Raw genomic sequence first — 22821 nt, forward strand, 5'->3', positions numbered from 1 at the left:
TTTTCCCCTCCCTTATATTCAGGATAATTGCTGTGCCTTCAATTTGAGATCATTTAATATCTGCATCGCCTGAAGAGGCGTCATATTCATGACATCGATATCTTTCATCGTACGGATGAATTCTCGCGCTGGTTTATCCACCGCAACTACATCCGGTTTCGTTGCCACATTCGGCTCATCATCCCCAAAGATGGACAGTTGAACCACATCCGAATGGTTTGCACTGGACTGTACCTTGCTGTTTGATTTCTTGGCATGTTGCTTCCCGACCGACTCTTCAATAGAAGGTGTGTACTCTGCACTCTCCACAATCTCGTGTTCCCGGATCAATGGTACTGAATCCGTGTGCTGGAATTCTCCACCTTTTATTTTCAAGCCTTCTTCCTGCTTCTCGCTACCGATATATTCACTGCCCACAGCTACTTGAGCGGCCGCATGTTCGAACCCATGCAATAGTCCGTTCGCGCGCTCAATAATGCTATCAGGCAGACCTGCAAGGCGTGCACAATAGATACCATAACTGCTGCTGGCTGCCCCGGCAATCAATTTGCGCAGGAAATTAACTTTGTCACCGCTCTCCTGTACCGCCATTGAGTAGTTGGCCAGCTTGTCCAGACTCTCCTCCAGATGAGCAAGCTCATGGAAATGAGTTGATACAAGAGCTTTACAGCCGATGATATCATGTACATATTCAATAACAGACTGAGCAATCGCCATACCTTCACTTGTCGACGTTCCCCGTCCCAATTCATCGATAATAATCAGACTGCGTGGTGTGGCTTTGTCCGTCATGACCTGAATGTCGACCATCTCCACCATGAATGTGCTCTGTCCACCAATGAGATCATCCGCGGCACCGATTCGTGTGAAAATGCGATCCATGATCGGCACCTCCGCCTGACCCGCTGGCACAAAGCAACCCACTTGCGCCAAAATGGAGATCAAAGCGACCTGTCTCATATACGTACTCTTACCAGCCATATTTGGTCCAGTAATCAGCAGAATACGTGCCTCTTCCTTGGTCATTGCCGTATGGTTGGCAATAAATGCGCCATCTCGCATGACAGCCTCGACAACCGGATGGCGCCCTTCTTCCACAACCAGATCATAACCGTCGGTCAACGTAGGCCGTACAAAGTTTCGCTCAGCACTAATCACCGCAAAAGATTGATACACATCAATTTCGGCTACCTGTTCGGCCAGCTTCTGCAATCTTGCGATCTCTTTGTTCAGCCGCTCGCGCAGCTCTGCGAACAGTCCATACTCAATATCAACCATTTTGTCCTGAGCTTCGAGAATTAGCGTCTCTTTTTCCTTCAACTCCGGCGTAATATATCGTTCTGCATTGGCAAGTGTCTGTTTACGTTCATATCGTCCCTCTGGCAACGCGGACAGATTGGACTTGGTGATCTCGATATAATAACCAAACACTTTGTTATATCCAATCTTCAGCGATCGAATGCCTGTCGCCTCACGCTCGCGCGCTTCCAGCTCCGCAATCCACTGTTTCCCGTTAACCGAAGCCTCACGCAATTCATCCAGACGTTCATGGTACCCTTCACGAATCAGACCTCCGTCCCTTACCGATACAGGCGGCTCGTCCACAATGGCTTGCCCGATAGCTTCAAGCAGATCATTGCAATCATCCATCGTTTCGGCAATATGCTGCAATGTTGTGGAAGATGATCCTGCGCAATGCTGACGAAGTCCTGGGATTTTCTCCAGCGATGATTTGAGCGCATTCAGGTCACGACCATTGGCATTACCAAATGCAATCCGGCCTACCAAACGCTCCAAATCATAGATGTCTTTGAGTTCTGCCCGAAGGTCCTCACGCAATATAAACTGGTTGTACAAGGTATCCACTGCTTCAAGACGCTCATTAATCTTCCCTTTTTGCAATAATGGCTTATCGACCCAGCGACGCAGCATTCTTGCACCCATGGAAGTCTCTGTCCGATCAAGCAACCAGAGTAATGAACCTTTTTTTGAGCGTTCACGCACGGTTTCCACCAATTCCAGGTTCCGGCGGGTAAACGGGTCCAAGATCATATAATGATCTGGCTCATAGGTAGAGATTTGAGTTAATTGCCCAAGAGAACGTTTCTGTGTCTCACTAAGATAGGAGAAAAGTCGTGCAATGCACGCTTGACGTTCAGGCTCTAATCTTGCCCAGACAGCCTCGCCAAACTGCTGACGGACCAAATCTTCCTTATTCTTTGTCCACGACGTGTAGACCACAGGGCGACCGATTGGAGACGCCTCGGCTTCTACTGTTTCAAGCAGCGCTGCATCCCCCACCAGCTCGGATGGTTCGTAGATGCCGATTTCATCCTTGAGCCATTCCTTGGAATAGGGCACCGATGTCACATACAACTCACCCGTTGACAGATCACAGGCCGCGAGCGCCAGCGTATTTTGATTACCTGTAAGACAGACCATGTAGTTGTTGGATTTATCCCCCAGCGTTTTGCCTTCCATCACCGTTCCGGGTGTAACCACACGTACAATTTCGCGTCGTACCATACCTTTCGTTACACTCGCATCTTCCATCTGTTCACATATCGCAACTTTATATCCTTTTTCAATCAGACGCTGTATGTAATTGTCAGCCGAATGATAAGGTACACCGCACATCGGAATTTTGTCATCCGTGCCTCCGTTACGTGCGGTCAGCGTGATCTCTAGTTCACGAGCAGCATTAATCGCATCCTCGAAGAACAGTTCATAGAAGTCACCCAGTCTAAAAAATAGAAAAGCATCTTGTGCTTCGGCCTTCACTTGCAAATATTGTTGAATCATTGGCGTATACTGAGCCATGATGAATATCCTCCATCCCGTTCCTATAATGTCAGGAAGAAACGCGTCCTAGAAGGACAATAAGACGGTCAGGCACTGTGTTTGCGCCTCCGCCTTATGTGTTGGCTAATCGCCACTTCCTTCAAAGGTTGCTGCTCCATATCTTCCGTAGCTATAACTTATAAAGGTTGTTCAAAAAGTCCGCTTTTGATTACGAAGGATGCCTAGTGGCATCATCAGCATCGAATATGGCATTCAGCCGAAATGTCCGTTGCTCACGTAGTTTTCCTACGCTCCGCTACTCCATTTCTAGCTTCATCCCATCTTCTCGGTACTGAAAACCGTTCTTTTTGAACTCGCACTTATAAAAGACTTGTTTCTTATTATATCAAAAAAACGTCCGTACTTCATGAACCTGCCCGAATATTCCAGAGTTTGCGAATATCACGGCTCTCATCCCAGGTTCTTCCCAGTTTTAATTGAAGGAGTAACGGTGACGCATACCGTTCATAACGTGCATATCCCTCCAACTTCTTCAGATCATCTGCCAGAGCTGGAATGTATTCCTTGATTACTTCGCGCTTTCCTTCATAAAAAGCGGCATGAACTTCAGCTTTCTCCAACGGACGCTGCCGTAATTGAGTATACCCGCTCGCGATTAGACCTGCCAAGGCCACAACGCCCTTTGCAACAAGGGGCGACACAAGAAAGCTGGGTAACGTACGATACTCAAACCCACCGTAGGATTTCAGGCGAAAATCCCCAAGTGCTCCATAACGTGGCCGTCTTCCGGATCCACGCGGGTCTTGAAGAAATGCCAGTGGCAATGCCAGATAATTGTCCAGTGCTCGGAGCAGGTCTCCGGTAAGATTCACGCCACTAAAATGAATATGACCGCCTAGAGGTAACCCCCGCTGTGGCATCCCTCCTGCCTGCCAGATGAGCGAGTGATCACTAATGCTGCGGGAAGCGGCTGCGAATGCCCTCATCAGATGAGCCAGCAGTTCTCGTGGTTCGGAGCTTGGAGACGGTCTCAGTTCGGCAACCGGATATATGCGCCGTCCACCAATCGTCACGGAATCACAGCCTGCCATTCCGGTACGTTCAAGAAATTTGGAGGCAGGTACGATTTTAGATTCTGGCATCTGAACCAGAAGGAACTCGGGGTCCATGCCGAGTATTGGAATGGGTCTGTGACTCAGTTCCTCATCCAGCAGTTCCTGATGCTGCTTCCAGCTTTCCATATAGGTAAAAGCAAGGTTGGTCACCCCTTTCCAGGGACACGGATCAATCGAAATCACTGCACAACCGCCGTTCTCTGAGGATTCCATTCGAACAGCTCCATGATCCAGCCCTAGCGTATACAGCGTTTTGATCGCAAGTCGTTCTACGCGCTTGAACAAGGTTGAACTCGCTTCACGCTCCAACAGAGTTTCCTGTGCCCCTCCCATGCCACTAGTATCCTTGCGCTTAATCCGGATCGCCTGCAGACAGCTTATCTCCACGTCATAGCGTACACGCAAGCCTGGTTCACGTTTGCGCCGATCTTGCAATGATAATACTTCAATGCCTGCCTGTTTCAACCGTTCTGTGCGTTCTCCAGAAGTCATCCTTTCATATCGGCGCAGCGCTTCCTCCGCTTGTTCCATCACATTCATTACGTCCCCCCCTCCCGGATCATGCAACTAAAATAAAAATAACCCCGCAATGCGGAGCCTTCCCGTGAAAGGTATTCCAGGCACATTGCGAGGCTCGTTACCACCCATTTTTCAATATTTAAGAAGAAAGAGGGCTTACGCCCTCTTCACCGCGCCTTCTGGCGCATATGATACCTTAGGTTATCAAATACAGGCGTCAAACTCACAGCTCATCGTCGAGCAGATCGGGATCGAGATCGTCATAATCTCCATCGGCACTGCCAAAGTCATAGTCCTTGTCTTCGTAATCACCGCAACCATCTGTGCAGACCTTCACACAAACTTTGGTTTCGGCAACGAGTTCCACAGCGAATTCTCGTTCTACCCGGATAATTACACTGCTTCCACCTGCGGATACTGTGGCTTCCACACAGCTAGGTTCCTGCGTTGCATCCGCAGATACCTCCACTGTGGAAGTCCGGTGTTTCGGGTCCAGATAGGACAAAGGCACATGTTCTACATACGAGACCGTTTCTTTGGCTACATCCGTCTGCGAATTCTTGTCATAGGAATACCAAATGTTGATATCGTAAGTACCAATAACTTCAATTCCGTCACCCGCTGATACGGCTTCATATTGGTGGTTGATAATCCAAGCCCCCAAAATACTTGTCGGACCATTTGGCGGAGTCACGGTATGTGTTACGGTAGAGAACTTACGACCTTTGCCGCAGATCGCCTTCGTGATAATCTCTCTACATTGATGTTTATGACTCAATGACATCTTTAAACCTCCTCCATACAATCATTCACTACAAGTGTATGCAGGGCATTCGTCTAGGGTGACAACTATTTTCTATTATTCGTTTGTAGATTGGGACCGGTCCGAGATTGGGGACGGCGCTTTGTCCTTCTTCGCGACTTTCAGATACAGCGCGAGTTCACGGCACAGCTGGAGAATTGCGGAACGAATCTCGAATTCTTCCCTTGTATCCGGCAGCTCCATACGTTTGAATTCTTCTTGCACATCTGCAAGAAGTTTTTCAGTTCGTCCGGTGTAGGATTCAGTAAGTACATCCTGACTAAGCTGATCGAACAGCTCCGATACCATTTCCGCATGTGGCATCTTCTGATAGATCTGGGACACCAGATGCATCATATGCTGGATGGAGTCCAGCTGCGTTTTGCGCATATAGAAGTAGACACTCCATTCCTCATTCGGATGAATCACCTGATTCTCCAGAGAACGCTTGGCTGCATCGATACCGCCAAGGATAGCTTTATCCGCTTCAATAAGCTCTCTCCCCGCCCATGCTTCATTGGGATTACGCAGCGTGGCTGCGAATTCCTTGAAAATCTTCGAGAAGAGTTCATCGATTCGTTTGCGAATGCGTAGCATCTGTGGATCAGCTGCCGGCATATAGGCCAGGTTAACCGCCATTGCGGAACCAAGACCAATTAGCAGCAAAGCAATTTGTACGAGGACGACATGCACGTCCATTTCCCCGCCGCCGAACACCCGAAATACCACGACCGAACCTGTTACAATACCTTCCTTGAAGCCAACCCGGACAATAACCGGGAATGCGATCAATATGTATACGGCCAGCACCCAATAATGGAAGCCTAGAAAGTGAAAAAGTACACTTGCAAATAAAAGTCCAACTACGGAAGCAAAGAAACGCGCCGATATGGTGCGAATACTTCTTTTTCTCGTTACATCCACGCCAAGAATGGCAAGCAATCCCGCTGATGTTGGTCCCGGCAAGCGACACCAGTCCGCAATCAATACAGCCATTAATGCGGCGATTGCGGTTTTAATTACCCTAAAACCCATTTAACATTCCATCTCCTCTAAGCTGCAAAAAAATTCTTAGCCAGCTCGTCGCCTCATTCATTTATCATGACTAGTATGTCTCATCCAAATGAAACTAGACGACATCAACCGACATGCGCATGCATGCCGGTCACAGCAACACGCCCCGAATGAGGGACGCTGGCAAGTTAGATCGTTGCGACAGAACCTCAAGGCCCTCTTCTCCAATCATCGCATTAATTCCGGATCTGCGCGGAATATTCATACTAAATATGGTACTTGATTTTACGGTATCGGGCAACGTGACACCCCTTGTGAAATTGTATACATATCATACCCGGTCACATTACGAGTAAAACACGTCCGAATCACCTGCGGCCAGCCAGCATTTTGCGTTCTGCATAAACAACAAGTTGGTACATGGCTGTTGCAACGGCAGCAATAATTAACAGACTTGATAATACAAGTGTGAAGTTGAATACCTGAAATCCGTAGATAATGAGATAACCTAGCCCTTGTTTGGCGACCAGAAACTCACCCACAATTACACCCACCCAAGCCATGCCAACGTTCACTTTTAAGGTCGATACAATCGCCGGAAAAGAAGCAGGTAATACAACTTTGGTAAAAATCTCGGAACGTTCTCCACCAAACGTACGAATCACTTTAATATAATTGGGATCGACTTCATTGAAGCTGTTATACACCACTAACGTTGTAATAATGACCGTAATGGACAATGTGGTCATGACAATTGCTGTAAAACCCGCGCCGAACATCACAATAAAGATCGGGCCAAGTGCTACCTTCGGCATACTGTTGAACACAACCATATAGGGGTCCAGCACTTTGGACAAAAAAGGAGACCACCAAATTAAAACCGCAAGCAAGGTTCCCACCAGTGTTCCCAGTAAAAAACCAACTGCCGTTTCCCCTACGGTTACCCCAACATGTGCCCACAACTCGCCACTAGCGATGTCCTTGCCAATCTGGGCAAAAACCTTACTCGGATAACTGAATAACAGTACATCAATCCAACGGAGTCTGCCTGCCACTTCCCATAGCAAAAACATACATACTAGCATAGATAACTGTACGGCAAGCACTTGGTGTCGCCATCTGGCCACCTGCTGAATATGATTCCGATGCAGCTGTCCCATCCATTCGTCACGCTTTTCCTGCTTCGGATTCATTGGATTCACGCGTCTTCCTCACCTCCCCCGGACTGATCCAGTTCACTCCACAACGCCTGAAACAACGCATTGAATCCTTCTTGCTCCCTGGCATGAAACGGCTGAGATTTACGAATTCCATCGGGAATGATAAATTCACGACGGATGCGGCCCGGATTGCGATCCAGTACAATGACGCGGTCACTGACCGCAATCGCTTCAGACAAATCATGGGTGACGAGAACGGATGTTTTGCCAAACTGTTTTAACGTGTCCGAGACCAGATCCTCCAATTGCAACTTGGTTTGATAATCAAGTGCTGAGAATGGTTCATCCAACAATAAAATTCCCGGATCGGTTGCCAACGTGCGCACCAGAGCTACTCGCTGTCTCATGCCCCCTGAAAGCTCTGAAGGGTACTGATTCTCCGTTCCGGCCAACCCCATACTTACCAGCAGTTCCCGTACACGCTCACGGCTCCGTTCATCCAGTCTGCCTGTCAGTTCAAGACCGATCAATGCATTATCCAGAATGGTCCGCCATGGAAACAGATAGTCTTGTTGAAGCATATAACCAATCTGTGCTGAGGGGCCGCCAACAAGTTTGCCTTTAACTTTAACCTCTCCTCGGGTGGGTGTGAGCAGCCCGGCGATGATCGACAACAATGTCGTTTTACCGCATCCACTCGGTCCAACCAGACTGACGAACTCTCCTTTTTGGATCTCCAGACTCAAGTCTTCAATCACCAATGAAGCTTCCCGCTCGCTGACGTATACTTGAGAGATCCCCTCCAGTCGGATCACACTTTCGGATTCAGGCATTCTGCTCACTTCCTTTCCTGAATACCCATCACTTTGATTTCGTAGCTTCTCCCGCATAGGCATTATCCACAATTGCATTCAAATCCACGCGTTCTTTCAACTCTCCGGCGGCACTCATGACATCAAGCAGATTGTTCCACTCTTCCTCATCAATGATCGGGTCTGTTGCGTAGCTGCCCTGTTCCTTATAACGGTTCACACTGCTTACCAAAATGGCTGGATCGATGTCTTTGAAAAAAGGAGAAATGACTTCAGCAATCTCTTCAGCCGTATGGGAATCCACCCATGCCTGCGCTTTGTGCAGACCATTTGTAAACTTCTGTACGACATCCTTATTGTCGTTAAGATAACTCTGTTTTGTCATGAAGACGGTGTAAGGCAGAAGACCACTTTCTGTTCCAAACGATGCAACAACCTTGCCCCGACCTTCTTGTTCAAAGATGGATGCCTGGGGTTCAAACAGTTGAACATAATCTCCCGTGCCTGAGGCAAAAGCAGACGCAATATTTGCAAAGTCCACATTTTGAATCAGCTCCAGATCACTTTGCGGATCAATGCCATGTTTGTTCAGTGCGAACTCCCCTGCCATTTGTGGCATGCCGCCTTTGCGCTGACCGAGAAATGTGGAATCCCTCAGTTGCTCCCAATCGAAGCTACCTTCTGTGTTACGAGCGAACAAAAATGTACCATCCGTCTGGGTGAGCTGGGCAAAGTTAATGACCGGATCTTCCGCTCCCTGCTGATAGACGTATATGGACGTCTCCGCTCCTACCAGGGCGATATCCACCGAACCTGCGAGTAATGCGGCCATCGTTTTGTCACCGCCAGCAGTCGTCTGAATGTCCACCTCAAGCCCCTGCTCCTCAAAAAAGCCTTGAGCCACGGCCACATACTCCGGTGCATAAAATACCGAACGAGTCACTTCGCCAATCGTAATTTTGGCTTCATTCTCTTCCTTATTACAGCTGGTGAGCGCCACAATAATAATCAGCAGAATAACGATGCCCCGGACGAACCATGGCGTGTATTTCATGTTGTTTCCCTCCTTCACTGGTTTCAGCAGTTTCTCTCTATTATGGATATGCCGATGCCCAGCAAAAGGTTAAGAACTTGAATGCAAAAAAGAGCCGGGCAATAATACCCGACTCTTCAGCTCTTCTAAATGTTATTCAATATGTTATTTATGGGATACCTACAGCTTGTAAATCTCGGCATATTTGGCTTCCAGATAATCGGCCAGATAATCCGGGTTCAATTCTTCACCCGTTACGGCAACAATCAATTCGGAAGGTGTGCGACTTCTACCATACCGATAGATCTTGTCTGTAAGCCATTCCTTAATTGGAATCAGATTACCTTCGGCAATAAGGGTATCAAACTCCGGCATTTCCTTGCGCAATGTATGTAGAATTTGAGCTGCATACATATTACCCAGAGAATACGATGCAAAGTAACCAAAGTCACCACCGGACCAGTGAACATCCTGAAGAACACCATCTCCATCATTCGTTGGCATAATACCGAGGTATTCTTTATATTTTGCATTCCAGGTCTCTGGCAGATCCTTCACTTCAAGGCCATCGTTGAATAACATTTTCTCGATCTCATAGCGGATAATAATGTGCAGGTTATAGGTCAGTTCATCGGCTTCAATCCGAATAAGTGAACTCTCCACGCGGTTGATTGCACGATAGAAATCTTCCAGTTCAACCTCGCTCAATTGCGGGAAATGCTGCTGCAAATCTTTGTAATAGCGTGTCCAGAATGGCAGGCTGCGACCAATCATGTTTTCCCATAGACGGGACTGAGACTCATGAATCCCCATGGACGTTCCTTCGGCAAGAAGGGTACCCGCCAGACTGTCATCAATATTTTGCTCGTATAGGGCATGTCCGCCCTCATGCAACGAACTGAAGACTGCGCTTGCTACATCATCTTGCAGATAATGTGTTGTGATCCGCACATCCCCCGGGTTAAGACCCGTTGCAAAAGGATGAACACTCTCATCCAATCGTCCAGCTTCAAAGTCATAGCCCATTTGTTCCAGGATGAACAGACTGAATTTTTCCTGCTGTTTGGTGTCAAACAATTGATTCAGGAACTCTGTATTGGGCTTGTTTTCTGAAGCATTAATCTTCTCTTGTAGAGGCACCAAACGTGCTTTGAGGCGGGCGAACACAGCGTCCACTTTTTCAACCGTCAGATCCGGTTCATACATATCAAGCAGCGTATCATAACGGGTATCCTTCACACCCCAATAATCAATAAGCTCTTGTTTGAGCTTAACGATATCTGTCAGATAAGGTGAGAATCCTGCAAAATCACTGTTATGCTTGGCATCTTCCCATGCCGTTTCCGACTTGGCCGTAAGCACGGTATAGGCTTGTACTTTCTCAGGTGGTACGGATTGACTGCGATCATGTTCTTTCTTGCAATCTTCAACCAGACGACGATCTATATCTTCGAGTTGTTCCAATACCGCTGGAGTTGTTAATGCATCCAGGTAAGTCTTCATGTCAGCTGAGGTTTGCAGCTTGAATGCTTCGGTGGACAACATACCCAACGTCTCCGAACGGGTCGGAACGCCTTTTTTCGGTGCACCTGTACGCAGATCCCAGTGAAGCAAACCAATGGCTTCATGGTAACTCTTGATTTTACGAGCCAGATTACGGAAGGATTCCAAATGTTCCTGTGTTTGTTTATCCATTGTTATCGTTCACCTCTTCAAAAAAAATGTTATACCCTATTGATGATACTTTTTGCATTGCGTATAATCAACTTTTAACAGATGAAAATTGCATTGTTCTCCTAAAGATACGTGTTCAAAAAGTCTGGTTTTCATTACCGAGAAGATAGAAATGGCGCTCAACTTCGATGCTGATGATGCCCTCAGGCATCATTTGTAATCAAAAGTGGACTTTTTGAACAACCTCTAAAGGGTTGGAGTAATGCCATCTGCTGACCGTGAAATACTATTAAAGCAAAGGCGCGTAGGACAAGCTGCATCATATGCAAGTGGCCGTGCTCGTCGTATTGGATAACAGGAGGCAATGGACATGAACAACATTCAAGAGATTTTGGCTTACAACAAATCATTTGTCGAGACCAAAGAATACGAAAAGTATACGGCTGGCAAGTTTCCAACCAAAAAGATGGTTATCATCACTTGTATGGATACACGTCTGGTGGAAATGCTGCCCAAGGCCATGAACCTGAAAAACGGTGATGTGAAAATCATCAAAAACGCAGGCGCAATTATCTCTCAGCCTTTCGGGAGTGTAATGCGTAGTGTACTTGTCGCCATCTATGAACTGGGTGCAGATGAAGTCCTGGTAGTTGGACATACGGAATGTGGCATGGCTTCCCTTCACGCTGAGACCATGATTGGACATATGGTAGAGCGTGGTGTATCAGAAGAAGTCATGACTACTCTGGAGAATTCGGGCATCCGTTTGCAAAAATGGTTGCGTGGGTTTGACAGCGTCGAAGAAGGGGTAAAACATACTGTGGAAGTGATCAAGAAGCATCCTTTACTTCCTCCCAATGTACCCGTCCACGGCATGGTTATCGATTCTGCTACAGGTGAGCTTGATCTTGTCGCTGAGGGGTATGGACAACAGGCATCTCTCTAAATGGTTTGGAGTGCGGACCTTATGGTTCGCACTTTTTTTTGTCTAAATTAAGGCAGTTGTTCTGTCAGGTTGTCAAACCATACAGTTTCAGTGTACACTTTTTATGAAAGCGGTCAAAGAAAGTAAAAACGATTGTTCTCTCTGACCTAGCCCTAATATTAAGGAGACATGTGCATGAACATACTTTCCTACGGATTGCTCGGGCTGCTTACCCGCGAGGAGTCATCGGGCTATGATCTGATGCTGAAGATCCAGCCGCATTGGCAGGCGAAACACAGCCAGATCTACCCACTCCTGTCCAAGATGGAAAACGATGAGTTATTGGCCTCCCGCTGGGTACAACAGTCTGACAAACCGGACAAGAAAATGTACGCAGTTACGGAAAAAGGCATTGAAAAGCTCTTGGAATGGATGATTACTCCTGTTACCGCACCGGTTACACGCGATGAATTTAATTTGCGTATTTTGTGTGTTGGCATAGCGGAAGACGGAAGCATGAGACGCATTCTTAACGAGCGTAAAAGCTGGTTTATGGAACGCATACGTTATTTCGAGGATCTGAAGTCACGTATACCTCAGGATAATCTTCGTGTAGGCAACCGAGATTTTGGAAGCTACATCCTGGTACAAAAAGGGTTAATGCACGCACAAACTGGCCTGGAATGGTGTCATTGGGTTACCCAATTGCTTGATGGCCAAGCTGCAATTCAAGACCCAAGTCCTAGCGTTTCAGAAATTTAATAAAATTTGAAACGTTCCTGCAAGTTGACCGTATTACATGAGTAAGGCCCATTTTTGGGCGATTCAAACAAATTAAACGGGGGGTTACGATCTTTACAATGAAGAAAAAATTCGGAGTTAAACATCTAATGATGGTATTTATGGCCTTTACATTATTGTTCGCAACAGTGGGAGTAACAAATCCGGATTCTGCGGATGCAAGACGTGGTGGCGGATTCAAATCCGGTACAAAAAGTTATACCAACACTCCTAAGAAATCCGACTCCAACAACAACGTGAATCAATCCAATTCCGGTAATAACTCCGGTACTGGTGCAGCTGCAACCCGTGGTGGTGGATTCTTTGGCGGTGGCGGTGGCTTCATGAAAGGCATGATGCTTGGTGGTCTTGCTGGTATGATGTTCGGCGGACTGTTCGGTGGCATGGGCGCCCTTGGTAACATCCTTGGATTGCTCGTGAACGTTGCAGCAATCATGTTGATTGTTATGCTGGCTATGGCACTCTTCAGAGCCATCTCCAATCGTCGCAAACCTGCAGCGGATGGTCGTTATGACCGTCGCAATGATCGTGATGATGACCGTAACAGAAACGGACGGTACTAATCTCTATGGTTCTGAGCATGGATGAAATTGTGAATGCAATCTGTATTCATATGGCAGAACGTAAGGGTGTACGTCCAACCGATGTGAATGTAGAACTGAGCTGGGAAGAAGATACAGGTTATTCCGCTGAAGTTTGGATCCAAGGACGCAGTCAATATCTGGTCGAGTCCAATATGATTGAAGCGATTCTTCGTTACCTGCACAGTGAATACAACATCCGGGCGTATCGTGAGAATGTACGACTTGATCTGGATGAAGAAATCACAGCGATCGTTAATCAATAAACTATAGGTCAAGCAATGACCTGTTATACTAAAGACCGTCTCCCTTCTGTCGCCTGACAGAGATGGAAGACGGTCTTTTTGTTTCTGTATTTGTATCTTTATTTGTGTGTCTATTTTAGTCTCTATACGTGCCTGTGTTACGTACTATTTCTTGGAAACTACGATTGAAGTTTGACCAAGCTGTAGTTCTTCTTACCTTTACGGATAATGATGAATTTACCGCCAATGGCATGCTCTGCCGAGACTGTAAATTCAAGCTCTGTGATTTTCTCACCGTTCATGGAGATTGCGCCTTTAGTGACATCCTCACGCGCCTGGCGTTTGGATGGCTCCAGCCCCAGATCTACGAGCCAGTCGACGATATTTTTCGCTTCGCCGTCCGTTTCGAATGTTGGCATTTCCTTGAAGCCCTGTTCGATTTCATCAGCTGTCAGGGAACGGATATCACCACTGAACAGCGCCGCTGTAATTCGTTTAGCCTGTTCGAGCATTTCTTCGCCGTGAACAAATTTTGTCATTTCTTCCGCGAGTGCTTTCTGTGCTTCACGTCTATGCGGCTCTGTCTCTACCTTTTCAGCCAAAGCTTCGATTTCTTCTTTGCTCAGGAAGGTAAAGTATTTCAGGTATTTGATCACATCACGGTCATCTGTATTCGCCCAGAACTGGTAGAATTCAAATGGTGTCGTTTTGTTCGGATCAAGCCAGATTGCGCCGCCAGCTGTTTTACCAAATTTCGTACCGTCGGATTTGAGCATGAGCGGAATGGTCAGACCGTACGCCTTCGCTTCAGATCCTTCTTTTTTACGAATCAGATCAAGACCACTCGTGATATTCCCCCATTGATCAGAACCGCCGATTTGAAGCTGTACATCTTCATTTTGGAACAGGTGCAGGTAGTCGAGAGATTGAAGGATCTGGTATGAAAACTCGGTGAACGAGATTCCGCCTTCCAGTCTGCTCGCAACTACATCCTTAGCAAGCATCGTGTTGAGGTTAAAGTTTTTGCCGTAGTCACGTAAGAATTCAATGACATTGATTTTGTGTGTCCAATCGTAGTTGTTCACCATGCGAACCTGATTATCACCGTCTGTTACGAACAACTTCTTCATCTGCGCTGTCAGTGCATCCACATTCTCCTGCACTTGCTCCATCGTTTGCAGAGAACGCTCTGCCTGACGACCACTTGGGTCACCAATCGTGCCTGTAGCTCCACCAATCAAAATAACCGGACGATGTCCTGCCAGTTGAAACCTTTTCAGCATCATGAAGGGAATGAGATGTCCGATATGCATGCTATCCCCCGTAGGGTCAACGCCGCAGTACAAAGAAACGGATTTCGTTTCAGTCAATTCACGTAGTCCCTCTGCATCCGTCTGCTGGTTAATGGCGTCACGCCACTGTAGTTCATCAATAATATTCATTCGTATAACCCCTTTTCTATCCTCAAAATTCAGTCATGATCTACGTTAAATTACGAAATTACACGCTGGAACGGCTTTTTTGGACACAAAAAAATCGCCTCCTTGTCTTCATTAGACACAGGGACGATTATCATAACCGTGGTACCACCCAAATTGCATGGACAACACGTGAGCTTAACACGTTATCCATACCACTTTTGGCAATATATCGTTTGCCCATCCGCTTGGCATTACCCAAGTACTCCAGAGTGTAATTCGCAGCCCTTGTATGTATCAGGTTCCATCAACCCCTGACTTTCTGTAACAGGGACAAAGCCGCTACTGCGCTCTATCAACGTGATTCATGTATTCAATTTATAGCAAGTATAGCCGAACGTTCCAGTCATTGCAAGACCAAGTATGCAATCTTTGAACAGAACAACGGATGCATAATTGAAACCAGATTATATAATCATCATGTTCAATTTTCCGTGATAATAACCATAGGCTTTCTCCGCAATCTGATCCTCATTATTCCAAAATTTCTGATCCAGCGCATCTAACTGGTCCTCTTGTTCCTTGGTCAGTAATTTAGGAATGTCCCACAGTTCAGTAAGCCTTTCATCCTCTTTCAGATGCTCCATGCAGCCGTATGCTGACGTTATAATCTCCACGACTTGAGTCGCACCAATGGTATGTAATGCCCGCAACGCGTAACGGTATACCTCTTCCCCCCAGTTACAGAAAAACTGAATAAAACCGCCATTAAAGACATCCGCCTCTAACAGCCATAAAGCAGCAATATCCTGCTCGTTCGAAGTCAACGAAGCCCAGCCCTGTTCAGATTTATTCTTTTTTTCGACAAATAACACAGCATAGTCATACCATACATCATTAATATCTTGCTCGCTCATGTAACACACCTCATTTTTATTTACTTCATGCCCTCTAACTCCTGACGTTTACCCGTCTGATACCAATGTAAGTACGGATCACCGATCTGCTGGAAGGCTTCCTGAACACCCCTGTTTAGTTCATTCATCACTTCATTTGTGTAGTTCAAATACGTCTGTTTATTATCCACGCCATATCTTTCCAACAACCCTACATGCGTCGCGGTGAAAATAATATCCTCCAGCAGCCAATAGACGACTTCATCCGGCTGTTTCACCCGTTTCTCCAATGAGACGAGACCACGTTCGTATATTCGAACAATATACGCATCTTCTCCATTCTCTACATAGGGCACACCATCGCATTTAAAGGTCTCAAACAAGCGGTTAACATAGTTCTGCATCTGTTCCCTACGGAGAGATGTACGCTCTAAAAGCTGTATAAGGATGTCTGCCAATTGTTGTTTGCTTAACATGTTGGACATGAATGCACCTGCCTATATAAAAGTAACATCGATGACAGAATGAAAAAATGAAAAAGCTGCCGAAGGCAGCCTCTTCTTCCGTATTGTTCAATCAGGTCCCACAAAAAGTTTGGTAGGAAGTATTGCATTGTGCAGGTAGTTCGGCATATTCAGCCTGCTCAGGTGAGTGCGCGAACGGATCTGAAAGAACTGCCAAAAGCTTCTCCATCACGCTAAGATCTCCATGATTCTCTGCTCGCTCAAGCGCTTCTTCGACCCGATGATTGCGGGGAATGACAGCTGGATTGCTTGTTCTCATCAACTGCTTAGAGACTTCCTTCTCCCCCTGCTGTCTGTCCAATCTCGCTTGCCACCGCTCTTGCCATTCAGCAAATTCTGTCGTGCCAAACAAAGCTGTTCCTTCCAATGTATCAAAGGTCAAAGCCAGGAACGTATTGGTGTAATCTGCACTATGCTTCTCCATAAGTTCAAGAAGATCCTTGATCAATGCCTCATCATCGGCCTCTTCATCCAACAAGCCCAGTTTGGCACGCATCCCCTTGAGCCAGTGATGATGATACAATTCAGAAAATTGTGCGATGGTATCCTGCGCGAGTTGCACCGCCTGCTCTTCATCTTCATGCAACAACGGCAGAAGCGTCTCAGCAAAACGAGCCAAATTCCACCCGGCAATATACGGTTGATTACCATAAGCATAGCGGCCTTGTCTGTCAATGGAGCTAAATACGGTTGAAGGATTGTACGCATCCATAAAGGCGCACGGACCATAATCGATGGTCTCACCACTGATCGCCATGTTATCCGTGTTCATCACGCCATGAATGAAACCAACACGCTGCCATTGGGCAATGAGAACCGCTTGCCGCTTAATCACCTCCTGAAGGAGCAGAAGATAACGGTTTTCGGCCTGAGCAACCTCAGGAAAATGTCGATTCAACGTGTAATCAGCCAACGCCTGAAGATCGTCGATAGACCCCCATCTAGCTGCATACTGGAAGGTTGCTACACGAATATGACTGGAAGCCACCCGGGTCAATATGGCCCCAGGCCGCTCTGTTTCGCGGATAATGTTTTCTCCTGTCGATACCACCGCCAGACTGCGTGTCGTTGGAATACCTAGTGCATACATCGCTTCACTAATAATATATTCTCGCAACATGGGCCCTACAGCAGCACGTCCATCTCCTCCACGAGAGTAGGGTGTTCTCCCTGAACCTTTCAGCTGGATATCCACTCGCTCGCCCTGTGGCGTAATCTGTTCACCCAGTAGCAAAGCGCGTCCATCACCAAGCATGTTAAAATTGCCGAATTGATGTCCTGCGTAGGCTTGAGCTAAGGGCTCGGCCCCTTCCGGAATCAGGTTACCTGCAAAAATTTGCGCTCCTTCATCACTGTCAAGAGACTCCACATCCAGTCCCAAGCTGGATGCAAGCAGTCTATTAAAAATGATTAGCTTTGGTGATTCAACAGGTACTGCGCCCTGAATTGTAAAAAAGGGTTGCGGTAACTGCGCATAACTATTGTCCAAATTCCATCCTTTGTTCGATGTCTCTTGTTGCATGGTGCTCACAACTCCTTTTCTGTACCCAGGGGATATCCCTTGGTTTTATTTTAGCCTTGTGAAGCAATGCTCATTTATGTAGTCGCATGGAAATTCAATGTAGGGAACATATAAAATGTTCTTGATGAAACTTTAGCATATTTGCATGCCTTTTGCATTCCTCATGAATCGTAAGCACAAAAAAATCCAAGAGGTTTCTTTGCAAGTGGAGTCATTGTCTTTCATTCCACTTCCCAGAAAACCATCTTGGATCTATTCCGCTTACTTACTACCAGATGACACGTCTGTTATTACAAGGATTACGTGTGTGCTTCCTGAGCCTGTACAGGCTGTACTGGCAAGCTCTCTTTTTTCCAAGCAAGGTTAAAGAAGACATTAAGCAGGATCGCTGACAGGCTTCCCGTGATAATACCATCGCTAACAATAATCCGAATACTTTGAGGAAGCTGGGCAAACAGGTCGGGTACAGCAGTAACACCGAGCCCAAGTGAAACGGAGCAAGCCACGATCAATAGATTGGATTGTTTGCCAAAGTCGACGTTCTGCAGCATTTTGATCCCGGATGAGACGACCATTCCAAACAGGACAACAGTTGCTCCTCCGAGGACAGCACTTGGAATAATGGTTGCAAAAGCAGCTACCTTCGGAATGAGTCCCAGAAAGACCAGGATACCTCCGGCTGCAACAACAACATTGGTCGTTTTCACTTTGGAGAGCTGAACCAAACCAACATTCTGTGCAAATGTATTGTATGGAAAAGCATTAAATATGCCGCCCAGGACAAACGCGAGACCTTCTGCACGATATCCCCGTGCCAGATCTTTTTCGTTGATCGGTTGATCACAGATTTTGCTCAAAGCCATAAATACACCAGTTGATTCGATGATAACGACTGTACCTACAATAATCATTGTAATAATGGGGCCGATTTCGAAGGTTGGCCATCCAAAGTAGAAGGGGTGGGGCAAATGGAACCAGGAGGCTTCCTGTACAGCGGCAAAGTTCACTTTTCCCATGAAGGCTGCGATGAGGGTCCCCACAATAATACCAAGGAGAACAGCCAGGGATTTAACAAACCCGCGAGCATATCGATTCAGGATTAGAATAAAAAGTAATACGCCAAATGAAAGCGCCAGATTATCCAAACTTCCGAAATTCTCGCTGTTTGCTCCACCCGCCATGTTTTTAATGCCGGTTGGGATTAACGCAAGACCGATGATGGTTACCACTGTACCGATCACAACTGGCGGAAACAATTTGACGATTTTGCTGAAAAACACGGCAAAGATGACGATAAATAAACCCGCTGCAATGATCGACCCATATATGGCAGGAATTCCGTATTGCGATCCAATCGCAATCATCGGTGTCACCGCTACAAAAGAACTTCCGAGCACCGCTGGCAATCCAATACCCAAGTACTTCCCTTTCCGAGCCTGAAGCCATGTTGCAATCCCACACGTTAACAGGTCAATGGATACCAGATACGCCAACTGCTCTGCAGTCAGATTTAGTGCTCTGCCCACAAGCAAAGGCACCAGAATTGCTCCCGCATACATCGCGAGTACGTGCTGAATCCCCAGTGAAAAAATTCTCATCTTTTTGGTTTCTTTCATCCCACGTTGCCCCCCTGAAATTAGAATCAACTAAACCGCTGCAAAATGATGTTATGTTGATTCACATTATATAAACTATTCAGGGAAGTTCCATGATTCATAACATAGAATTGTGATAAGAGATAAAGAGCCCAACTAAAATTGGGCGTGTTATACAAAAGGTACTCTAATACCGTTTATGTCGCGTTATATAAGTTGACACGTTAATGCATAAGGGCTGAATACACTTGCTGCATATTCTCAGCTTGTCCAGTTGAGTGGCTTGATGTTAAAACGTTGTTCCATTACCTCTCCGTTCTGGTGAACCATCTCCGTATAAAACACTTCATCTCTGTTCATCAGAACAACGGATGAAGCTCTGGTCCCATAGTCGAATTTCTCACTTCTAACAAAGATTGGAGAAAGCAAACGCTCCCATTCCAATGGAACACCTGTATGGGGGAGAAGCTCATCCACTGAAGGGTCTGCCATTTGCAGCAAACCTAATATTTGTTCTGTCAGGGTATCTTCGTCTTCCCCTTGGATGATTTTCTCCAGCCCTTCTTTCCCACGTCTCACCTTGGGCCAATCTGTATTAATCAAGTGATTACTAATCCCGTATATTCCCGGTTTCAACTTCATCACGACAGTACCCACATTAGAATAATAATAGAGGTCGTCAGGATCACCCACTAACAAATTGTAGCCAGGATAATCATTGCGACTTCTCTCCGCATGTTGTATATATTGCTCAGGTGTGGACGTTCCTTTTAAAAAGTCAGCAACCAGATCTCCTCTTGAGCCCCTGGCCTGTACCTCTTCATTCGGATCACGATAATTCGTAACAGCAGCCAGACGTCCACCTGTGGTTACGCCCATCCAGGTTCCCATTTTCGACAAATCCCTGCCCGCTAATATATGAGGATGATCTTCCCAATAGTGTGCTTGAGCCGTAGGTCTGTGATAGAATTCATCCCTATTTGATCCCAGAATAAGCGGATACTTTGGATGCATGTTGTATGCAAATAAAATTAAACACATGGGAATCTTCAACTCCTATATTCGTTAACCCTCTGATATCGTGGCTTTATATCGCATAATCAACTACAATGACATCTTCCACCCAACCATCGAGGGAAGCTACAAATGCCTGATGAGCAGGATGGGGACCATAGGCGCGCAATGCCTCCTGATCTTCAAACGTCACTCTCAATCCAATCGTGTAACCTTGGATACGGTCCGTTTCTTCAGTTGCATTGATCCCTGCGGTCAGCGTGACAATTCCAGGGATTTGTTCCTGTAACGCGAGCAATTGAGCCACCCATTCCTGTTGTTTGGCTAGTGTGGTTTTATCGTTAAATTTAAAAACAACCAAATGTTCAAACATCTTGTTATTCCTCCTATGTCCATTCGAATAGTAAATGAAATTTCGTGAAATGAAGTTAATTCAACAATTCCAATCCGCCCATCATATAGGGGACCACTCTGTTGGCTAATTCAGCCGGGGATTCCTGTCCGCCCTCAATATTCCAACGATATGTCATTCCATAGATGGACCAGCTTAGCATGGTTGCCGTAATTTTCAGCGTTTTGGGATCTACATCCCCCGCTACTTTGCTCATTAATTCAAGAAGGAATTGCTCCAGCTGTGTCTTGATATTTTCTTCAATAATTGGTGCAACCGTCTCATATTTTTTAATGCATCCATTACTTGAGACGTGATAGTCACATAATGAAAATATAAGTTGCTGTATGGTTTCGGCTGATAACCGGGCATCCGAGTCCACCCTTTTCGTTACATATTCCATAAAAGCATCCGATAACAAGGCTTCAAGCAGTGCATATTTATCCTGAAAATGGGCGTAGAAAGTAGCTCTGTTAATTGTAGCTTGTTCCGTGATGTTTTGAATCGTAATGCTGTTGAAATTTTTAAGATTCAATTGGTTTAAAAACGCATCAAGAATTAATTGACGCGTGCGGATTACACGCGGATCATTCGAGTTTGGAGACAATACACCAGACATGCCCCAATCCTCCTTTGTACACAAAATATTTGGTTAGACTCCTTCATTATAGATAAGTGTTATTTGTTCAACAAGTGAAAGTAAGTGCAAAGACACCATACAATAATCCGTGTCTTTCGCTTAAGCAACAAAATGCTCCGATTGTTGGTTGAGCATGCCTATAGACCTTGTTAACATTGCACTCGTACCCACTGAGAGGTACAACATAATGGAGGTGTATATTTTGAGTAATCCACAATATAACATTATTTCTACAGAGCGTTTGTTTCAACCATACACTGTTTCAAAGCTAACCCTGTCCTCACGCATCGTCATGTCCCCCATGGCTCGTGCTTTTTCCCCGGACGGTGTCCCTGGCCCAGACGTAGCCGCATATTATCGTCGACGTGCCGAGCATGGTGTTGGACTCATTATTACCGAAGGTGCGACCATTGAGCATCCATCTGCATCAAGTGAGCCTAGAATCCCTCATATGTATGGAGAAGCAGCTCTTCAAGGCTGGGCTGAAGTGGTCAGACAAGTTCATGATGCTGGCGGCAAAATCTTCCCTCAGATTTTACACATGGGAATCGTTCGTCCTTCAGGATCTGACCCACACCCGGAAGCTGCATCACTGAGTCCATCGGGAGTTGACATGGGAGGTACTCAAGTAGGTGCACCCATGACGGAGGCAGAGATTGCAACTGTGATTCAAGCCTATGCAGATGCAGCAGCCAATGCGCAAAGTATTGGTTTTGACGGAATTGAACTTCACGGTGCACACGGTTTTCTAATCGATCAGTTTTTCTGGAAAACGACGAATAGGAGAACGGACCGCTATGGTGGTGACCTTCAGAAACGAACTCAATTCGCGGTTGAACTTGTCATGGCAGTGCGTGCTGCGGTAGGTCCTGATTTTCCTATTGCGATGCGAATTTCCCAATGGAAGATGAATGATTATCAAGCCAGACTGTTCGATACACCGGAAGAACTGGAACAATTCCTTCGTTTGTTAGTTGACGCAGGTGTAGATATCTTCCACTGCTCAACACGACGCTTCTGGGAGCCCGAGTTCGAAGGATCTGATCTAGGATTTGCAGGGTGGGTACGGAAGCTAAGTGGTCAAACCACGATAACGGTCGGTTCTGTAGGTATGGCGGATGAGCCTGAAGCAGAAGGCAGTGAAGTAAAACATCCGGGTATGAGCGAACTTATGAAGCGATATGAGCAACAGGAATTTGATCTGGTGGCTGTTGGACGTGCACTCCTTGGTGATCCGGCGTGGGCTGCCAAAATACGCGAAGGCCGCATATCTGAGATACAGGCTTTTACACCTGAAGCGCTCGCTACGTTACACTAAGAACAATTACTTATTGTTCC

Annotated in this window: 21 protein-coding genes and 1 other annotated feature; of the genes, 5 read left to right on the forward strand and 16 right to left on the reverse strand. The window is 46.3% G+C overall.

Annotated features, from left to right (window positions below; genetic code table 11):
* Positions 1–18: 18 nt before the first annotated feature.
* From mutS to MKY87_RS03420, 8 genes are all read right to left on the reverse strand, one after another.
* Complete coding sequence (gene mutS / locus MKY87_RS03385) at positions 19–2820, reverse strand: DNA mismatch repair protein MutS (protein ID WP_340962925.1); 2802 nt, start codon at positions 2818–2820, stop codon at positions 19–21.
* A gap of 386 nt (positions 2821–3206) precedes the next feature.
* On the reverse strand, positions 3207–4457 hold the full coding sequence (locus MKY87_RS03390; RefSeq protein WP_339783229.1) for a putative amidoligase domain-containing protein: 1251 nt from the start codon (positions 4455–4457) through the stop codon (positions 3207–3209).
* 202 nt (positions 4458–4659) lie between these two features.
* Entirely contained in the window at positions 4660–5220 is a 561-nt protein-coding gene (locus tag MKY87_RS03395; RefSeq protein ID WP_017687912.1) for an outer spore coat protein CotE, read from the reverse strand.
* Positions 5221–5295: 75 nt separating this feature from the next.
* Complete coding sequence (locus MKY87_RS03400) at positions 5296–6273, reverse strand: aromatic acid exporter family protein (RefSeq protein ID WP_315935873.1); 978 nt, start codon at positions 6271–6273, stop codon at positions 5296–5298.
* Between the two features lie 347 nt (positions 6274–6620).
* The gene (locus MKY87_RS03405) at positions 6621–7412 is read right to left on the reverse strand and encodes an ABC transporter permease (RefSeq protein ID WP_370739078.1); all 792 of its coding nucleotides are present in this window, start codon (positions 7410–7412) and stop codon (positions 6621–6623) included.
* 38 nt (positions 7413–7450) lie between these two features.
* Complete coding sequence (locus MKY87_RS03410; RefSeq protein ID WP_076317596.1) at positions 7451–8245, reverse strand: ABC transporter ATP-binding protein; 795 nt, start codon at positions 8243–8245, stop codon at positions 7451–7453.
* A gap of 28 nt (positions 8246–8273) precedes the next feature.
* Positions 8274–9278 (reverse strand): ABC transporter substrate-binding protein, encoded by a 1005-nt coding sequence (locus MKY87_RS03415; RefSeq protein WP_339783227.1) that lies wholly within the window; start codon positions 9276–9278, stop codon positions 8274–8276.
* A gap of 159 nt (positions 9279–9437) precedes the next feature.
* On the reverse strand, positions 9438–10952 hold the full coding sequence (locus tag MKY87_RS03420) for a carboxypeptidase M32 (RefSeq protein ID WP_339783225.1): 1515 nt from the start codon (positions 10950–10952) through the stop codon (positions 9438–9440).
* Between the two features lie 349 nt (positions 10953–11301).
* Between MKY87_RS03420 and MKY87_RS03425 the strand changes: the two genes are divergently transcribed.
* From MKY87_RS03425 to MKY87_RS03440, 4 genes are all read left to right on the forward strand, one after another.
* A complete protein-coding gene (locus tag MKY87_RS03425) occupies positions 11302–11877 on the forward strand; it encodes a beta-class carbonic anhydrase (RefSeq protein WP_062835011.1) in 576 nt (191 codons plus the stop codon).
* Positions 11878–12051: 174 nt separating this feature from the next.
* A complete protein-coding gene (locus tag MKY87_RS03430; RefSeq protein ID WP_036613540.1) occupies positions 12052–12618 on the forward strand; it encodes a PadR family transcriptional regulator in 567 nt (188 codons plus the stop codon).
* 98 nt (positions 12619–12716) lie between these two features.
* Positions 12717–13220: a hypothetical protein gene (locus MKY87_RS03435; protein WP_091029269.1), complete on the forward strand. Its 504-nt coding sequence runs from the start codon at positions 12717–12719 to the stop codon at positions 13218–13220.
* Positions 13221–13225: 5 nt separating this feature from the next.
* Positions 13226–13504, forward strand: a complete 279-nt coding sequence (locus MKY87_RS03440) for a YxcD family protein (protein ID WP_017687903.1) — start codon at positions 13226–13228, stop codon at positions 13502–13504.
* Positions 13505–13662: 158 nt separating this feature from the next.
* Here the strand turns inward: MKY87_RS03440 and tyrS are convergent, their stop codons facing one another.
* The 8 genes from tyrS to MKY87_RS03480 form a co-directional block, all read right to left on the reverse strand.
* Positions 13663–14925 (reverse strand): tyrosine--tRNA ligase, encoded by a 1263-nt coding sequence (tyrS, locus tag MKY87_RS03445; RefSeq protein ID WP_091011938.1) that lies wholly within the window; start codon positions 14923–14925, stop codon positions 13663–13665.
* Positions 14926–15041: 116 nt separating this feature from the next.
* Positions 15042–15269: a binding site (T-box leader), on the reverse strand.
* Positions 15270–15368: 99 nt separating this feature from the next.
* Positions 15369–15818 carry a DMP19 family protein gene (locus MKY87_RS03450; protein WP_339783223.1) on the reverse strand — a complete coding sequence of 150 codons (450 nt, stop codon included), beginning with the start codon at positions 15816–15818 and terminating at the stop codon, positions 15369–15371.
* Positions 15819–15838: 20 nt separating this feature from the next.
* Positions 15839–16282, reverse strand: coding sequence for an Imm63 family immunity protein (locus MKY87_RS03455; protein WP_340962926.1), 444 nt, complete (start codon positions 16280–16282; stop codon positions 15839–15841).
* Positions 16283–16373: 91 nt separating this feature from the next.
* A complete protein-coding gene (locus MKY87_RS03460; protein WP_340962927.1) occupies positions 16374–17843 on the reverse strand; it encodes a protein adenylyltransferase SelO in 1470 nt (489 codons plus the stop codon).
* Between the two features lie 299 nt (positions 17844–18142).
* Entirely contained in the window at positions 18143–19459 is a 1317-nt protein-coding gene (locus MKY87_RS03465; protein WP_340962928.1) for a nucleobase:cation symporter-2 family protein, read from the reverse strand.
* A gap of 240 nt (positions 19460–19699) precedes the next feature.
* Positions 19700–20479, reverse strand: coding sequence for an NRDE family protein (locus MKY87_RS03470; RefSeq protein WP_340962930.1), 780 nt, complete (start codon positions 20477–20479; stop codon positions 19700–19702).
* Between the two features lie 46 nt (positions 20480–20525).
* Entirely contained in the window at positions 20526–20825 is a 300-nt protein-coding gene (locus tag MKY87_RS03475) for a Dabb family protein (protein ID WP_340962931.1), read from the reverse strand.
* A 55-nt stretch (positions 20826–20880) separates the two neighbouring features.
* A complete protein-coding gene (locus MKY87_RS03480) occupies positions 20881–21462 on the reverse strand; it encodes a TetR/AcrR family transcriptional regulator (protein WP_339783211.1) in 582 nt (193 codons plus the stop codon).
* Positions 21463–21685: 223 nt separating this feature from the next.
* Between MKY87_RS03480 and MKY87_RS03485 the strand changes: the two genes are divergently transcribed.
* Complete coding sequence (locus MKY87_RS03485) at positions 21686–22801, forward strand: NADH:flavin oxidoreductase (RefSeq protein WP_339783209.1); 1116 nt, start codon at positions 21686–21688, stop codon at positions 22799–22801.
* Positions 22802–22821: the final 20 nt, after the last annotated feature.

The organism is Paenibacillus sp. FSL R7-0198, assembly GCF_038000415.1.
In the GTDB taxonomy this organism is placed as follows: domain Bacteria; phylum Bacillota; class Bacilli; order Paenibacillales; family Paenibacillaceae; genus Paenibacillus.

Coding starts and splice junctions, on each gene's coding strand:
- MKY87_RS03395 (WP_017687912.1), bottom strand. CDS start 5,220: ATGTCATTGAGTCATAAACATCAATGTAGAGAGATTATCACGAAGGCG.
- MKY87_RS03440 (WP_017687903.1), top strand. CDS start 13,226: ATGGTTCTGAGCATGGATGAAATTGTGAATGCAATCTGTATTCATATG.
- MKY87_RS03425 (WP_062835011.1), top strand. CDS start 11,302: ATGAACAACATTCAAGAGATTTTGGCTTACAACAAATCATTTGTCGAG.
- tyrS (WP_091011938.1), bottom strand. CDS start 14,925: ATGAATATTATTGATGAACTACAGTGGCGTGACGCCATTAACCAGCAG.
- MKY87_RS03465 (WP_340962928.1), bottom strand. CDS start 19,459: ATGAAAGAAACCAAAAAGATGAGAATTTTTTCACTGGGGATTCAGCAC.
- MKY87_RS03415 (WP_339783227.1), bottom strand. CDS start 9,278: ATGAAATACACGCCATGGTTCGTCCGGGGCATCGTTATTCTGCTGATT.
- MKY87_RS03435 (WP_091029269.1), top strand. CDS start 12,717: ATGAAGAAAAAATTCGGAGTTAAACATCTAATGATGGTATTTATGGCC.
- MKY87_RS03455 (WP_340962926.1), bottom strand. CDS start 16,282: ATGTCCAACATGTTAAGCAAACAACAATTGGCAGACATCCTTATACAG.
- MKY87_RS03450 (WP_339783223.1), bottom strand. CDS start 15,818: ATGAGCGAGCAAGATATTAATGATGTATGGTATGACTATGCTGTGTTA.
- MKY87_RS03480 (WP_339783211.1), bottom strand. CDS start 21,462: ATGTCTGGTGTATTGTCTCCAAACTCGAATGATCCGCGTGTAATCCGC.
- mutS (WP_340962925.1), bottom strand. CDS start 2,820: ATGGCTCAGTATACGCCAATGATTCAACAATATTTGCAAGTGAAGGCC.
- MKY87_RS03470 (WP_340962930.1), bottom strand. CDS start 20,479: ATGTGTTTAATTTTATTTGCATACAACATGCATCCAAAGTATCCGCTT.
- MKY87_RS03430 (WP_036613540.1), top strand. CDS start 12,052: ATGAACATACTTTCCTACGGATTGCTCGGGCTGCTTACCCGCGAGGAG.
- MKY87_RS03460 (WP_340962927.1), bottom strand. CDS start 17,843: ATGCAACAAGAGACATCGAACAAAGGATGGAATTTGGACAATAGTTAT.
- MKY87_RS03475 (WP_340962931.1), bottom strand. CDS start 20,825: ATGTTTGAACATTTGGTTGTTTTTAAATTTAACGATAAAACCACACTA.
- MKY87_RS03400 (WP_315935873.1), bottom strand. CDS start 6,273: ATGGGTTTTAGGGTAATTAAAACCGCAATCGCCGCATTAATGGCTGTA.
- MKY87_RS03410 (WP_076317596.1), bottom strand. CDS start 8,245: ATGCCTGAATCCGAAAGTGTGATCCGACTGGAGGGGATCTCTCAAGTA.
- MKY87_RS03420 (WP_339783225.1), bottom strand. CDS start 10,952: ATGGATAAACAAACACAGGAACATTTGGAATCCTTCCGTAATCTGGCT.
- MKY87_RS03405 (WP_370739078.1), bottom strand. CDS start 7,412: ATGGGACAGCTGCATCGGAATCATATTCAGCAGGTGGCCAGATGGCGA.
- MKY87_RS03390 (WP_339783229.1), bottom strand. CDS start 4,457: ATGAATGTGATGGAACAAGCGGAGGAAGCGCTGCGCCGATATGAAAGG.